This is a genomic window from Humibacillus xanthopallidus (genome assembly GCF_006716675.1).
In the GTDB taxonomy this organism is placed as follows: Bacteria; Actinomycetota; Actinomycetes; order Actinomycetales; family Dermatophilaceae; genus Humibacillus; species Humibacillus xanthopallidus_B.
This window is the reverse complement of record NZ_VFPM01000002.1, coordinates 593,253-606,760: the sequence shown is the minus strand read 5'-3', so window position 1 is coordinate 606,760 and position 13,508 is coordinate 593,253. Positions and strand designations below refer to the sequence as shown.

At 68.8% G+C, this 13,508-nt stretch carries 11 protein-coding genes; 6 read left to right on the top strand and 5 right to left on the bottom strand.

Going from position 1 to position 13,508, the window contains the following annotated elements:
• The first annotated feature begins 166 nt into the window (after window positions 1-166).
• From FBY41_RS10745 to FBY41_RS10725, 5 genes are all read left to right on the top strand, one after another.
• Window positions 167-1,528, top strand: a complete 1,362-nt coding sequence (locus FBY41_RS10745; RefSeq protein ID WP_185749019.1) for an ABC transporter substrate-binding protein — start codon at window positions 167-169, stop codon at window positions 1,526-1,528.
• On the top strand, window positions 1,525-2,679 hold the full coding sequence (locus tag FBY41_RS10740) for a carbohydrate ABC transporter permease (RefSeq protein WP_311769390.1): 1,155 nt from the start codon (window positions 1,525-1,527) through the stop codon (window positions 2,677-2,679). The genes FBY41_RS10745 and FBY41_RS10740 overlap by 4 nt, the downstream gene beginning before the upstream one ends.
• Window positions 2,676-3,539: a carbohydrate ABC transporter permease gene (locus tag FBY41_RS10735; RefSeq protein WP_221629256.1), complete on the top strand. Its 864-nt coding sequence runs from the start codon at window positions 2,676-2,678 to the stop codon at window positions 3,537-3,539. The genes FBY41_RS10740 and FBY41_RS10735 overlap by 4 nt, the downstream gene beginning before the upstream one ends.
• Window positions 3,540-3,694: 155 nt before the next feature.
• Complete coding sequence (locus tag FBY41_RS10730) at window positions 3,695-5,407, top strand: fumarate hydratase (protein ID WP_141844242.1); 1,713 nt, start codon at window positions 3,695-3,697, stop codon at window positions 5,405-5,407.
• A 14-nt stretch (window positions 5,408-5,421) separates the two neighbouring features.
• Window positions 5,422-5,937 carry a beta-class carbonic anhydrase gene (locus FBY41_RS10725; protein WP_141844240.1) on the top strand — a complete coding sequence of 172 codons (516 nt, stop codon included), beginning with the start codon at window positions 5,422-5,424 and terminating at the stop codon, window positions 5,935-5,937.
• A gap of 158 nt (window positions 5,938-6,095) precedes the next feature.
• On the opposite strand, the gene FBY41_RS10720 is transcribed toward FBY41_RS10725, so the two are convergent.
• The 3 genes from FBY41_RS10720 to glmM all read right to left on the bottom strand — a co-directional run bounded on the left by FBY41_RS10720 (window position 6,096) and on the right by glmM (window position 10,761).
• Complete coding sequence (locus tag FBY41_RS10720; RefSeq protein WP_221629255.1) at window positions 6,096-7,274, bottom strand: low temperature requirement protein A; 1,179 nt, start codon at window positions 7,272-7,274, stop codon at window positions 6,096-6,098.
• 96 nt (window positions 7,275-7,370) lie between these two features.
• Window positions 7,371-9,320 (bottom strand): amino acid permease, encoded by a 1,950-nt coding sequence (locus FBY41_RS10715; RefSeq protein WP_260439691.1) that lies wholly within the window; start codon window positions 9,318-9,320, stop codon window positions 7,371-7,373.
• Window positions 9,321-9,414: 94 nt separating this feature from the next.
• Complete coding sequence (gene glmM / locus FBY41_RS10710) at window positions 9,415-10,761, bottom strand: phosphoglucosamine mutase (RefSeq protein ID WP_141844238.1); 1,347 nt, start codon at window positions 10,759-10,761, stop codon at window positions 9,415-9,417.
• A 267-nt stretch (window positions 10,762-11,028) separates the two neighbouring features.
• Between glmM and FBY41_RS10705 the strand changes: the two genes are divergently transcribed.
• On the top strand, window positions 11,029-12,198 hold the full coding sequence (locus tag FBY41_RS10705; RefSeq protein ID WP_260439690.1) for a hypothetical protein: 1,170 nt from the start codon (window positions 11,029-11,031) through the stop codon (window positions 12,196-12,198).
• A gap of 117 nt (window positions 12,199-12,315) precedes the next feature.
• On the opposite strand, the gene rpsI is transcribed toward FBY41_RS10705, so the two are convergent.
• The gene (gene rpsI, locus FBY41_RS10700) at window positions 12,316-12,819 is read right to left on the bottom strand and encodes a 30S ribosomal protein S9 (protein WP_141844236.1); all 504 of its coding nucleotides are present in this window, start codon (window positions 12,817-12,819) and stop codon (window positions 12,316-12,318) included.
• 34 nt (window positions 12,820-12,853) lie between these two features.
• Window positions 12,854-13,297 carry a 50S ribosomal protein L13 gene (gene rplM / locus FBY41_RS10695; protein ID WP_026864111.1) on the bottom strand — a complete coding sequence of 148 codons (444 nt, stop codon included), beginning with the start codon at window positions 13,295-13,297 and terminating at the stop codon, window positions 12,854-12,856.
• Window positions 13,298-13,508: the final 211 nt, after the last annotated feature.

Sequence of the window (13,508 nt, the reverse complement as noted above, 5' to 3'; positions counted from 1 at the left end):
GCGCCCGCTTGACGTCCGTTCCTGCCCGAAGGTCACGCACTGGTCACTGTCGCGTGTCTGTCACTGGACCGGCCCCCGGCGACGCGGTAGGAATGGTCTAGTCCGCGTGACCGTGGTCACGTTGATCGGTGGGGATCGACGCACAACTCAACGACGAGGAGCGACCATGAGTGGAATTCCCAGACGTGCACTGAGGGCTGGCGGGGTGGTCGCCGCTGCGGCTCTCGTGCTCACCGGATGCCTCCAGAACCCCAACGCCGGTGGCGGTGGATCCGGCGCGGCCGGTGCTGCGGGCGGCTTCATCGACGGCGGCACCGCCGACGGCGACAAGGTCGTGACGATCCTCGGTGCGTTCGGCGGCGACGAGGAGAAGAACTTCAACGCCTCGCTCGCCGACTTCGAGAAGAGCAGCGGCATCGATATCCAGTACACGTCCGACCAGGACTTCACGACGACGATCAAGCAGAAGGTCAACTCCGGCGACGCCCCCGACATCGGGCTCTTCCCCCAGCCCGGCGGCATGCTCGAGTTCGCGAGCCAGAAGAAGGTCTGGCCGATCGACACCTACCTCGACTACGACAAGCTCCAGAGCACCCTGCTGCCCGGCTTCCTCGACGCTGGCCGCTACAAGGGTCGCGTCTACGGCGCGCCGATGCGCAATGCCGTCAAGAGCATCGTGTGGTACCCCAAGGCCGCCTACGAGAAGGGCGGCTGGACCACCTCGCCCGAGACCATCCAGCAGCTGCAGACCGATGTCGCCGACAAGATCATCGCCACGGGCGTCACGCCGTGGTGCATCGGCTGGGGCTCCGACCAGGCCACGGGCTGGGTCGGCACCGACTGGGTCGAGGAGCTCATGCTTCGCATGTACGGCCCGGACGTCTACGACCAGTGGACCTCGCACCGCATCCCCTTCAACGACCCCCGTGTCGTCAAGGCCCTCGACGAGGCGGCGAAGTTCAACAAGGACCCGAAGATGGTCCTCGGCGGCACGAAGGGCGTGCTCAACACCCCGTTCGGTGACGCCATGACCCCCGCCTTCTCCAACCCGCCGAAGTGCTACCTGCACCGCCAGGGCAACTTCGCGACGACGTTCTACCCGAAGAACGTCCAGGCGGACCTCGACAACCAGGTCGGCATCTACGTCTTCCCGAAGTTCGAGGGCGGCTACGACGGCCAGGCGATCCTCGGTGGCGGCGACCTCGCAGCCCTCTTCAACGGCACCGACCCCGACGCCCAGAAGGTCATGCAGTTCCTCACCTCCGACCAGTTCGGCGGTCCGTGGGCCAAGGCCGGCGGCTGGCTCTCGCCCCACAAGACCTTCGACCTGAGCAACTACCCGAACGAGACGACGAAGAAGATCGCCGAGATCGCCAACAAGGCCAACGTCCTGCGCTTCGACGGCTCCGACCTCATGCCCAAGGCCGTGGGCTCGGGCACCTTCTGGACCGAGATGGTCAAGTGGGAGAGCGGGCAGAGCTCCAAGCAGACCGCAGACAACATCGAAGCCTCCTGGCCCAAGTCATGACCGCCGACACGAGCGCGGCAGCGCCGCGCCAGAAGATGCGGGTCGACGATCCGAACGCCGCCCTGCGGGCCCACCCCGCGAAGATGGCGCTCGGGCTCGGCGGCATGGTCGTGGTCATCTGGTTCCTGGCGAACCTCTTCCTCGCCTTCGGCTACTACCCCGAGAAGTTCGGGAGCAAGTTCGTCATCGCCGTCCTCGCGATCATCGGAGGGGTGGGCGGCGCCGCGCTGATCTTCTACTTCCTCAACATGTTCGTCGAGGCCCTGCCACGGCGGCTCTCGGAGGGCGTGATCCCCTACGCGTTCCTGCTGCCGGGGCTGCTCCTCGTCGGGCTCATGCTCATCTACCCGACCTTCCAGACGATCAACTACTCGTTCGCGAACTCCGACAGCACCGCCTACGTCGGGTTGCAGAACTACAAGACGATCTTCAGTGACCCCGAGTTCTGGCAGTCCGTCGTCAACAACATCCTGTGGCTGCTCATCGTGCCCGCGGTCGTCGTGGCGTTCGGTGTCATCGTCGCGGTGCTGTCCGACAAGCTGTCGGCCGGTGGTGAGAAGGTCGCCAAGAGCATGATCTTCCTGCCCATGGCCATCTCGGCCGTCGGCGCGTCGGCCATCTGGCTGCTGATCTACGCGTACAACAACCCGGGCCAGCCGCAGACCGGCCTGCTCAACGCGATCTGGGTCGGGCTCGGCGGCGAACCGCAGACGTGGCTCGCCATCGACACGCTCAAGCTCAACTCGATCCTGCTCATGGTGATCCTCATCTGGCTGCAGGCCGGCTTCGCCATGGTGCTGCTCAGCTCGGCCATCAAGGGCGTGCCCGAGGACACCGTCGAGGCCGCACGCATCGACGGCGCGACCGAGCTGCAGATCTTCTGGAAGGTCATCATCCCGCAGATCAAGGGCACGATCATCACCGTCTTCGTGACGGTCTTCATCACGGTGCTCAAGATCTTCGACATCGTCTACGTCACGACCAACGGCGCCTACGGCACCAACGTCATCGCGAACCTCTTCTTCAACAAGCTGTTCGCGGCGAGCGAGGCCGGCCAGGCGACGGCCATCGTCGTCGTGCTCCTCATCGCGGTGACCCCGCTCATCTGGTACCAGATCAAGCACTTCCGCGACGAGGAGGCAGGGCGATGAGCCGCAAGCTGATGAAGGACGGGCGACCGAGGAGCCCGTTCTCGATGGTCACCATGACGATCCTCGCGATCCTCTGGACCATCCCCACCCTCGGCCTGCTCGTCACGTCGTTCCGCACGCGCGACGACGCCGCGACGTCAGGTTGGTGGACGGCCCTCTTCCACCCGTTCAGCTCCGAGTGGACGACGGCCAACTACTCCGGCGCCTGGACCGGGGCCGACCTCAGCTCGGGGTTCATCAACAGCATCGTCGTCGCCATCCCGGCCACGGTGATCCCCATCATGTTCGCGGCGTTCGCCGCCTACGCGTTCACCTTCATGGACTTCCCGTTCAAGGAGTTCTTCTTCCTGCTCATCATCGCCGTCATGGTGGTCCCCATCCAGGTGGCCTTCCAGCCGATGCTCAACATCCTCGGTCCGCGCGGCCTCGGCATCAGCGGCCAGTACATCGCGGTCTGGCTGCTCCACACCGGGTTCGGCATGCCACTGTGCATCTACACGTTGCGCAACTACATGAGCACCCTGCCGCGCAGCGTCGTCGAGTCGGCAAAGATCGACGGGTGCAGCCACTTCCAGACCTTCTGGAGGCTCGTCGCGCCGATGTCCATCCCGGCCATCGCGGCCTTCGCGACGCTGCAGTTCCTCTGGGTCTGGAACGACCTGCTCATCGCCAAGCTCTTCCTCAAGAGCGAGAACACGACGGTGATCGTCAAGCTCCAGCAGCTGCTCGGCACGCAGGGTCAGGGCCAGGAGCTCCTCACGGCCGGCGCGTTCATCACGATCATCGTGCCGATGATCGTCTTCGTCACGCTCCAGCGGTTCATGATCCGCGGCATGACCTCGGGCGCCGTCAAGGGCTGACCCGCCCCACGTCCGTCCACCGGCGTCCGTCCGCGGACCTGCGACCCGTCCCCTCCCAGCCGTTCACTAGGCTGGGAGGGGTCTGTCGTATGCCGCGGGGCTCGGCGGCATACGGCCCTCACCTCGAGCCCACCCGTGATCGCAAGGAGCGTGTCGTGGCCGACTTCGCCTACGAGGACCTGCTGCCGATCGGCGCCGACGAGACGCCGTACCGGCTGCTGACGACCGAGGGCGTGCGCGCCGTCGACGGGCCGGGGGGGCGCACGTTCCTCGAGGTCGACCCCGAGGCGCTGCGGCTGCTCACCGAGACCGCGATGCACGACATCGCCCACTACCTCCGGCCCGGCCACCTGCAGCAGCTGCGCAACATCCTCGACGACCCCGAGGCGAGCAACAACGACAAGTTCGTCGCGCTCGACCTGCTCAAGAACGCCAACATCGCCGCCGGTGGGGTCCTGCCGATGTGCCAGGACACCGGCACGGCGATCGTCATGGGCAAGCGCGGCCAGCACGTGCTCACCGCGGGCACCGACGAGCGGGCCATCAGCGAGGGTGTCTACGACGCCTACACCCGCCTCAACCTGCGCTACTCGCAGATGGCACCGATCACGACGTGGGAGGAGAAGAACACCGGCTCCAACCTGCCGGCCCAGGTCGAGATCTACGCCGACACCGCCGAGGGCCACGAGGCCCAGTACAAGTTCCTCTTCATGGCCAAGGGTGGCGGCTCGGCCAACAAGAGCTACCTCTACCAGGAGACCAAGGCCATCCTCAACGAGGACGCGATGATGCGCTTCCTCGACGAGAAGCTCCGATCGCTCGGCACGGCTGCGTGCCCGCCCTACCACCTGGCCATCGTCATCGGCGGCACGAGCGCCGAGTTCGCCCTCAAGACAGCGAAGTACGCGTCTGCGAAGTACCTCGACACCCTCCCGAAGTCCGGCTCGATGACCGCGCACGGCTTCCGTGACACCGAGCTCGAGGACAAGGTGCTCGAGCTGACCCGGCAGTTCGGCATCGGCGCGCAGTTCGGCGGCAAGTACTTCTGCCACGACGTCCGGGTGGTGCGACTCCCCCGGCACGGCGCGAGTCTGCCTGTCGCCATTGCCGTCTCGTGCTCGGCCGACCGCCAGGTGCTGGGCAAGATCACCGCCGAGGGCGTCTTCATCGAGCAGCTCGAGTCCGACCCGGCCCGGTTCCTTCCCGATGCGGGCGCTGTCGACCTCGGCGAGCACGAGGACGACGCAGTGGGTGTGAGCTCGATCAGCAAGAACGTCGTCGTCAAGATCGACCTCACGCAGCCGATGGACGACATCCTCGCCGAGCTCTCGAAGCACCCGGTCAAGACGCGCCTGTCGCTCACCGGCCCGCTCGTCGTCGCCCGCGACATCGCGCACGCGAAGATCAAGGAGCGGCTCGACGCGGGCGAGCCGATGCCGCAGTACCTCAAGGACCACCCGGTCTACTACGCCGGTCCCGCCAAGACCCCCGCAGGTATGCCGTCCGGCTCGTTCGGGCCGACCACCGCGGGCCGCATGGACTCCTACGTCGACCAGTTCCAGGCAGCAGGCGGCTCCAAGGTGATGCTCGCCAAGGGCAACCGCAGCACGCAGGTCACCGACGCCTGTGCCGCCCACGGCGGCTTCTACCTCGGCTCGATCGGTGGCCCGGCCGCCCGCCTCGCCCAGGACTGCATCAAGCACGTCGAGGTGCTGGAGTACGAGGAGCTCGGCATGGAGGCGGTCTGGAAGATCGACGTCGAGGACTTCCCCGCCTTCATCGTCGTCGACGACAAGGGCAACGACTTCTTCGCCGAGGTCAGCAAGCCCATGGCCTTCACCATCTCCAAGAGACCAGGACTCCAGTGACCGAAAGGACAGCAATGACTGAGAACGCCACTGCCGGCAAGGGTTTCGACGACCTCATCGCAGCCAACCGCGCCTACGCCGAGGCCTTCGACCTGTCCGGCTTCGACGGGATCGCCAAGGCCGGCGTCGCGATCGTGACGTGCATGGACTCGCGCATCGACCCGCTGCGCCTCGTCGGCCTCGAGCCCGGGGATGCCAAGATCTTCCGCAACCCCGGCGGCCGCGTCGGCAGCGATGCCCTCGAGGCGCTCGTCCTCGCGACCCACCTGCTCGGCGTCGACCGCATCCTCGTCGTGCCGCACACCCGGTGCGCCATGGCGTCGAACAGCGAGGCCGAGCTTCGCGAGCGTGTCGGCGCGAGCGCCGGCGAGGACGCGTCGTGGATGAGCTTCCACGCCATCGCCGACCAGGAGCGGGCCCTGCGCGAGGACCTCGCCCGGGTCCGCACCCACCCGCTCATCGCGAAGGGTGTCGAGACCGCGGGCTTCATCTACGACGTGGACACGGGCCTGCTCCGCCGCGTCGACTGACCCGATCGAGAGAGCACTCCGTCGGGCTCCCCACCCATCGAGAGAGCAATCCGACGGGCTCCCACCCATCGAAAGAGCAATCCGTCGCCCACATGTGCGAACCCGCGGGGTCCCACGGTCATGGCGACGGATTGCTCTTTCGATTGGGCTGGGGGTGGTCAGGCTGCGCTGACGGCGCCACGCTCGGACCACACGTGCTGGGCGACGGCGAGGGCGAGCAGGATCCCGATGAACAGCACCGTGGCCCCCACCGACGTGCTCACCGCCGCGATGCCGATCGCCACGGCACCGACGACTCCCCCGATGAGGCGCTCGCGTCGCTCGCCGTCGACGGCTGCGTGCAGCACGGCGAGCGACCAGACGTAGACAGCGACCGCCCCGGCGAACGCGAGCCCGACCACCCGGGCGGTGGTGTGGGCGTCACCCTGCACGACGTCGACCGCGGCTGCGAGCGCCGCTCCGGTCGCCGCGACCGACGCGAAGATCGCGTAGTGCCCGTATCCGACGGCGAACGTGACCCGGGTCGAGCCCGCGAAGAGCACGGCGTGGTCTCGCTTGAAGTAGAGCCACCACATGGCGAAGACCGTCAGCAGGCCTCCGAGGATGACGAGCACGAGCCCGGGTTGGCGCCCCTGCCCCAGCGCACCCTGCACGGCCTGCACCGACGCGAGGATCACCTCCCCGAGCACGATGATGGTCAGCAACGCATAGCGCTCGGCGATGTGGTGCGGGTGGAAGGGCGTCACACCGTGCCGCTCGGCCAGCACGGGCACGAGAAGCTCGAGCACGACGAGCGCCCAGAACGTCGTCATGAGCACAGCCGGACCGTCGAGCAGCAGGCGGCCGATCCAGAGCACCTGCACGGCCGCGATCCCACCGGCATACCACAGTGCCGTGCGACGGCCCTCCGGGTGGTTCGCCGCGGCGCGCAGCCACATCGCGACCATCGCGAAGCGCATGACGGCATACCCGGCGACGACGAGGCCCGACTGGCCTGTCGCGAAGAGGGCGGGCGTGCCCGCAGCGAGCAGCAGCGAGCCCGACATGATCGTGAAGGTCAGCAGGCGGTAGACGACGTCGTCGCAGTCATAGGCCGAGGCGAACCACGTGTAGTTCATCCACGCCCACCAGATGGCGAAGAAGACCATGAGGAAGCCGACGAGGTCGCCGAGGTGGCCCTCCGCCAGACCGTGGTGCCAGCCCGCCGCGGCGCTGGCGATCGCGACGACGAAGACGAGGTCGAAGAACAGCTCGAGCGGCGTCGCGACCCGGTGCGTCTCACGGGGGTCGCGAGGCCGCATCCGGCGACGGAAGGGCACGACGTTGACGTGACTCACGGGGACGAGTCTGCCAGCCCCCTCGGGGCCCGACGGAGTGCTCTCTCGACTGCGCGGTGAGGGCGCCCTGGGCCGACGGAGTCCTCTCTCGACTGCTCAGCCGGCGACGTGGATCTGGGGGCGCCTCGTGTCGTCGGGCTCGGCCAGCCGGAGGATCTCGTGGGTGAGTGGCGGCACGTCGCCCTCCCCGGCGATGAGGAAGCGCAGCGCGTTCTCGCCCGGTCCCTTCTGGCTCCACTCGAAGTAGGCGTGGGGCGGGGCGGGCATGCGGTCGCGCACGTCGAGCAGGATGGCGGCGAGGACGTTCGGCACCGAGGGTCCGGTCGCCCGGAGCACCCGGTAGCCGTCGACGACGTCCGCCGTGACCGCCACCGTGGTCTCGAAGTCGCTCGCGTCGCTGATCGCCACCTCGAGGAAGATGGCGCCGGGGGCACTGAGGTGGTTGCTCGACCGCACGACCATGAGCTTGTTGCGGTACTCGTCCTCGTCGCCCGCCTGGCGCTTGTTGGCGATGAAGCGCACCGGCTGCAGCCCCGCGGCGGCCTCCTCGAGCAGGGTCAGCGCGGCGTCGTCGTAGGTGACCTGCTGCACCCGCAGCTCCGTGGAGCGGGCGATGCGCGACCAGACGCTGATGACGACGATGATCGCGATGAAGATCGAGGCGATGATGAGGCCACCCGGCCGCTCGATGACCGTGACGCCGAAGGTGTAGATGAAGATGGCGCTGACGACGGCGAAGAACGCGCCGGCGCGGTGGTGTCCCCGGCGCCACTCCGTGAGGAAGACCGCGATCGCGGCCGAGGTCATGAGCGCGAGCACACCCGTCGCATACGCCCCCGCCTGGGCGTCGACGCTCGCGCCGAAGGCGAGCGTCACGACGGCAGCGATGAACGACAGCACGAGCACGAGCGGACGGGTCGAGCGGGCCCAGTCCGGGGCCATTCCGTAGCGCGGGAGGTAGCGCGGCACGATGTTGAGCAGCCCCGCCATGGCGGACGCGCCGGCGAACCACAGGATGCCGATCGTCGAGGCGTCGTAGACCGTCCCGAAGCCGTCGCCGAAGAGCCCGTGCGCGAGGTAGGCGAGAGCGCGGCCGTTCGCCTCGCCGCCGGGCTCGAACTGCTCGTGCGGGATGAGCAGCGTCGTCACGAGCGAGCTGCCGATGAGCATGACGCTCATGATGAGCGCGGCGGCGGTGAGCAGCTTCTTCGCGTTGCGGATGCGGCCGGTCGGCGCGGCCTCGGTGTCCGTCGGGTCGCCCTTGACGAGGGGCATGACGACGACGCCGGTCTCGAAGCCGGACAGACCCAGTGCCAGGGCCGGGAAGACGAGCAGCGCAGCGCCGATGATGCCGAACGGCGCCGAGTGCTCCAGCGTCATGGCCTGGGTCCAGTCGCCCAGCAGGCTCGGCTGCCGCACAACCTCGAGGGCGGCCCGACCGATGACGACGAGGCTGAGGCCGAGGTAGAGCACGACGAGCACGACCGCGACCCCGATGGCCTCCTTGAAGCCCTTGAGGAAGACGGCCGCGAGCATGACGAGCAGCAGCAACGTCACCGGCACCTGCCGGCCGGTCAGCGCGTCGTGCAGGAAGGGGTTCTCCACGAGGTGCGCGGTCGCGTCGGCCGCCGACAGCGTGATCGTGATGATGAAGCCGGTCGCGACGAAGCCGATGAGCGAGAGCACGAGCACCTTGCTCGGCCAGTAGGCGAGCAGGCGCTCGAGCATCGAGAGGCTGCCGTCGCCGTGCGGGCTCTCCGTCGCCACGCGCCGGTACATCGGCAGCGCCGCGAAGAGGGTGATGAGCACGAGCACGAGCGTCGCGATCGGAGAGAGCGCACCCGCGGCGAGCGCTGCGATGCCCGGCTGGTAGCCGAGCGTCGAGAAGTAGTCGACACCGGTCAGGCACATGACGCGCCACCACGGCTGCACGTGGCGGTTCGCGACCGCTTCGCGCTCGCCCTCGTAGTAGCCGCCCGGGTCCGGCTCCTCGGCATCCAGGAACCAGCGCATGAACGGGGTACGAGCCCCTCGGGTCACAGTCACGTGGGAGAACTCTAGGGCCGCGGGGGCCGCAACTCACATTCGCGCCGGCCGTCGGCCCACCCCGTTGCCGTATGCCGTCCGGCGGGGTCCCCCGTCAGAGCGCGAGCTCGGAGCGTACGACGCCCACGAGGCGGTCGGCGACGGCTCGTGCCTGGTCGGTGTCGGCGGCCTCGACCATGACCCGCACCACGGGCTCGGTGCCCGACTTGCGCAGCAGCACCCGGCCGCTGTCGCCGAGCTCGCTCTCGGCCGTGCGCACGGCGTCGGCGACCGCCGCGTTGTGCTCGAGGGCGCCCTTGTCGACGTCCTTGACGTTCACGAGCACCTGCGGGAAGCGGGTCATGACGCTGGCGAGGTCGGCGAGGGGCCGGCCGGTGGCGGCCACCCGCGAGGCGAGCATGAGCCCGGTGAGCGTGCCGTCACCGGTCGTGCCGTGGTCGAGCATGACGACGTGACCCGACTGCTCGCCGCCGAGGGTGAACCCTCCGTCGCGCATGCCCTCGAGGACGTAGCGGTCACCGACGGCCGTCTGGAGCACCTTGATGCCGTGGCTGCCGAGGGCCTGGATCATCCCGAGGTTGGACATCACGGTCGCCACGAGGGTGTCTCCGGGCAGCGTGCCGTGCTCCTTGAAGGCCACGGCGAGGATGGCCATGATCTGGTCGCCGTCGACGAGTCGTCCGGTCGCATCGACGGCGAGGCACCGGTCGGCGTCGCCGTCGAGGGCGATGCCGAGGTCGGCGCCCGCCTCGACGACGGCCGCCTGGAGTGGCTCGATGTGGGTCGAGCCGTAGCCGTCGTTGATGTTGAGACCGTCCGGCTCGCCGCCGATGAGGGTGACGCGGGCGCCGGCCTCGCGGAAGGCCCGGGGAGCGACCTCCGACGCAGCACCGTGGGCGGCGTCGATGACGACGTGCAGTCCTTCGAGGCGGTGTGGCAGCACGGACAGCAGGTGCGCGACGTAGCGGTCGGCCCCGTCGGTGAGGCGGGTGATGCGCCCGACATCCGCGCCGGTGGGGCGGTCCCACTGCTCGCGCAGGCGCCCCTCGATGCGGTCCTCGAGGTCGTCGGCGAGCTTGTGGCCGCCCCGGGCGAAGAACTTGATGCCGTTGTCGGGCATGGGGTTGTGCGAGGCCGAGAGCATCGCGCCGAGGTCGGCGTCCTGCTCTGCGACGAGATAGGCGATGGCCGGGGTCGGCAGCACGCCGGCGTCGCGCACGTCGACGCCCGCCGACGCCAGACCCGCGACCGTCGCCGCGGCGAGGAACTCGCCCGAGGCTCGGGGGTCGCGCCCGACGACCGCGACGGGACGGTGACCGTTGAATGCGCCCACCTCGGCGAGCACGTGGGCCGCCGCGACCGAGAGGTCGAGGGCGAGCTCAGCCGTGATGTCCTGGTTTGCCACACCACGGACGCCGTCCGTGCCGAAGAGTCGAGCCACGCTGGTGTGCCTTCCCGATGAGGCGCCGCGGTCGGCCGCCCGGAACATGTGCTCGGACGACGATACCCCCACGGCACCTCCGAGCCACCTCGGCGGTCCGTGAGAGCCGCCTGTGGGCGAACACGCGCATTTCGCTCACTGCTGGACACTTCCGCCCATGACGCACCCCGGGAACTGGCAGGTCGCACACATCCCATTCCCAGACGGTCGGCACGACGATGAGCCCATTCCCCCGCACGCATGCGGGGCTCTTCGGGAAGGACCTTCATGAGCTCTCGATCCCGGCGGATGACCGCCGCTGCCGTCACCGCCTGCACCGCCCTGTCGCTGGCAGCGACCCTGACGGCGACCCTCGCCACCACCGCCTCGGCGTCGCCGGCGAGCACCGGCAGCACGACGGCCGGCGCCGTCACCAACCCCTACTCCCCTGCCTACGGCCACCCCTACCGGCACGGCGTCGTCCCGACCCGCGAGCTCAACACCCAGATGCAGCGCTGGGAGGCCCAGACCAAGGGGGCGAGGCCCACCGCGTCCAAGACGCTCTCCTACGGCGGCGGCGTCGACGGCATCGGCGTGACGAGCGGCGGCACCGAGAAGGTCTACCTCGTCTTCTACGGCAGCCAGTGGGGCACGCAGGGCACCGATGCCGGGGGCAACCTCACCTTCACCGGCGACCCGAAGTCCGGTGCTCCTGTGGTCCAGAAGCTCTTCAAGGGACTCGGCACCGGCGGCGAGGCCTGGTCCGGGGTCATGACGCAGTACTGCGACGGCCCGCTCGTGACCAAGGGCATGACCTCGTGCCCGACCGGCGCGGCCCACGTGCTCTACCCGACCGGCGGCGCTCTTGCCGGCGTCTGGTACGACAACGCTGTCCCCTCCCCGGCGAACGCGACGGCGAAGCAGCTCGGTGACGAGGCGGTGAGGGCCGCAGGGCACTTCACCAACACGACAGCCGCCAGCAACCGGGACGCGCAGTACGTCATCCTCTCGCCCACCGGCACCCACCCCGATGGCTTCAACACGGCGTCCGGGCAGTTCTGCGCCTGGCACGACTACAACGGTGACCCCTACGTCGGCTCGACGAGCCCCTACGGCGACATCGCCTTCACCAACATGCCCTACGTCATGGACATGGGCACGAGCTGCGGCCAGAACTTCGTCAACACCGGCGCTGCCGGCACCGACGACGGCTACACGATCGTCGAGGGCCACGAGTACGCCGAGACCATCACCGACCAGAACCCGGCCGGTGGGTGGACGAACACGACCTCGCGCACCTACTCCGGCGAGGAGAACGCCGACGAGTGCGCGTGGATCTCACCGGGCAGCGCCGGTGGCGCCGGGAACGTGACCATGGGCAACGGCAGCTACCCGATGCAGGCGACGTGGTCGAACGACACCAACCGCTGCGACCTCAGCCACCCGACGGTGAGCTGAGCGATCGGCGACCCCGCCTGACGGCACACCCCGCCTGACGGCATACCGCGTCGGAGAAGGGCGAAGGCCCCCGAGCAGTGCTCGGGGGCCTTCGCGCAGACTGCGGCAGCAGCCAGGTCAGCGCTTGCTGTACTGGGGAGCCTTGCGGGCCTTCTTGAGACCGGCCTTCTTGCGCTCCGGGACGCGGGGGTCACGGGTGAGGAAGCCGGCCTTCTTGAGGGCGGGACGGTTGAGCTCCTCGTCGATGCCGTTGAGCGAGCGGGCGACGCCGAGGCGCACCGCGCCGGCCTGGCCGGAGGGGCCACCGCCGTGCACGCGCACGAGCACGTCGTACGAGCCGTCGAGCTCGAGGAGCGTCAGCGGCTCCTTGACGATCTGCTGGTGCACCTTGTTGGGGAAGTAGCTGTCGAGCGTGCGGCCGTTGATCTTCCACTCGCCGGTGCCCGGGACGATGCGCACGCGGGCGATGGCCTGCTTGCGTCGGCCGGTGGCGGCACCGGGGGTCGAGACCTCACGGGCGCGCCGCGGCTCGCCGGTGACGGAGGAGTCGGACTCCGAGGTGTACTCGGTCAGCTCGGGCTCGTCGGTGTCGAGGACGTCCTCGTTCACGATGTCAGTCACGTGTCTTGTCGCTTTCTACGCAGCAGCCGGGGGCTTACTGCGCCACCTGGGTGATCTCGAAGGGGACGGGCTGCTGGGCCGCGTGGGGGTGCTCGGCGCCGCGGTAGACCTTGAGCTTGGACAGCTGCTGGCGGGCCAGCGAGTTCTTCGGGAGCATGCCGCGGATGGCCTTCTCGACGGCCTTCTCGGGGCTCTTGGCGAGCAGCTCGGTGTAGGAGGTGGACCGCAGACCGCCCGGGAAGCCCGAGTGGCGGTAGGCCTTCTTCTGCTCGAGCTTGGCGCCGGTGAGGGCGACCTTCTCGGCGTTGATGATGATGACGAAGTCACCGGTGTCGACGTGCGGGGCGAACTGCGGCTTGTGCTTGCCGCGGAGCAGCACGGCCGCCTGGCTGGCGAGCCGGCCGAGCACGACGTCGGTCGCGTCGATGACGTGCCACGTGCGAGTGACCTCGCCGGGCTTCGGGGTGTACGTGCGCAATGGAGTCTGCCTTCGTTGCTGGTGTGGTCGAGCTGGTGTGTATGCCGTGGGGCCGGGCCCGCGCCGATCGTCCGTCTCGCTCCGGCTGGGTCAGCACGGAGGTCGGGAGGCGGGGCGCTCGTTGCCGGTATGGCACAACAGTGGTCAAGTTTACGGGTCCGGCTCCCCGCACCCAAATCGGCGAGGCGAGGGCGCAAAATGCAGTCTGACC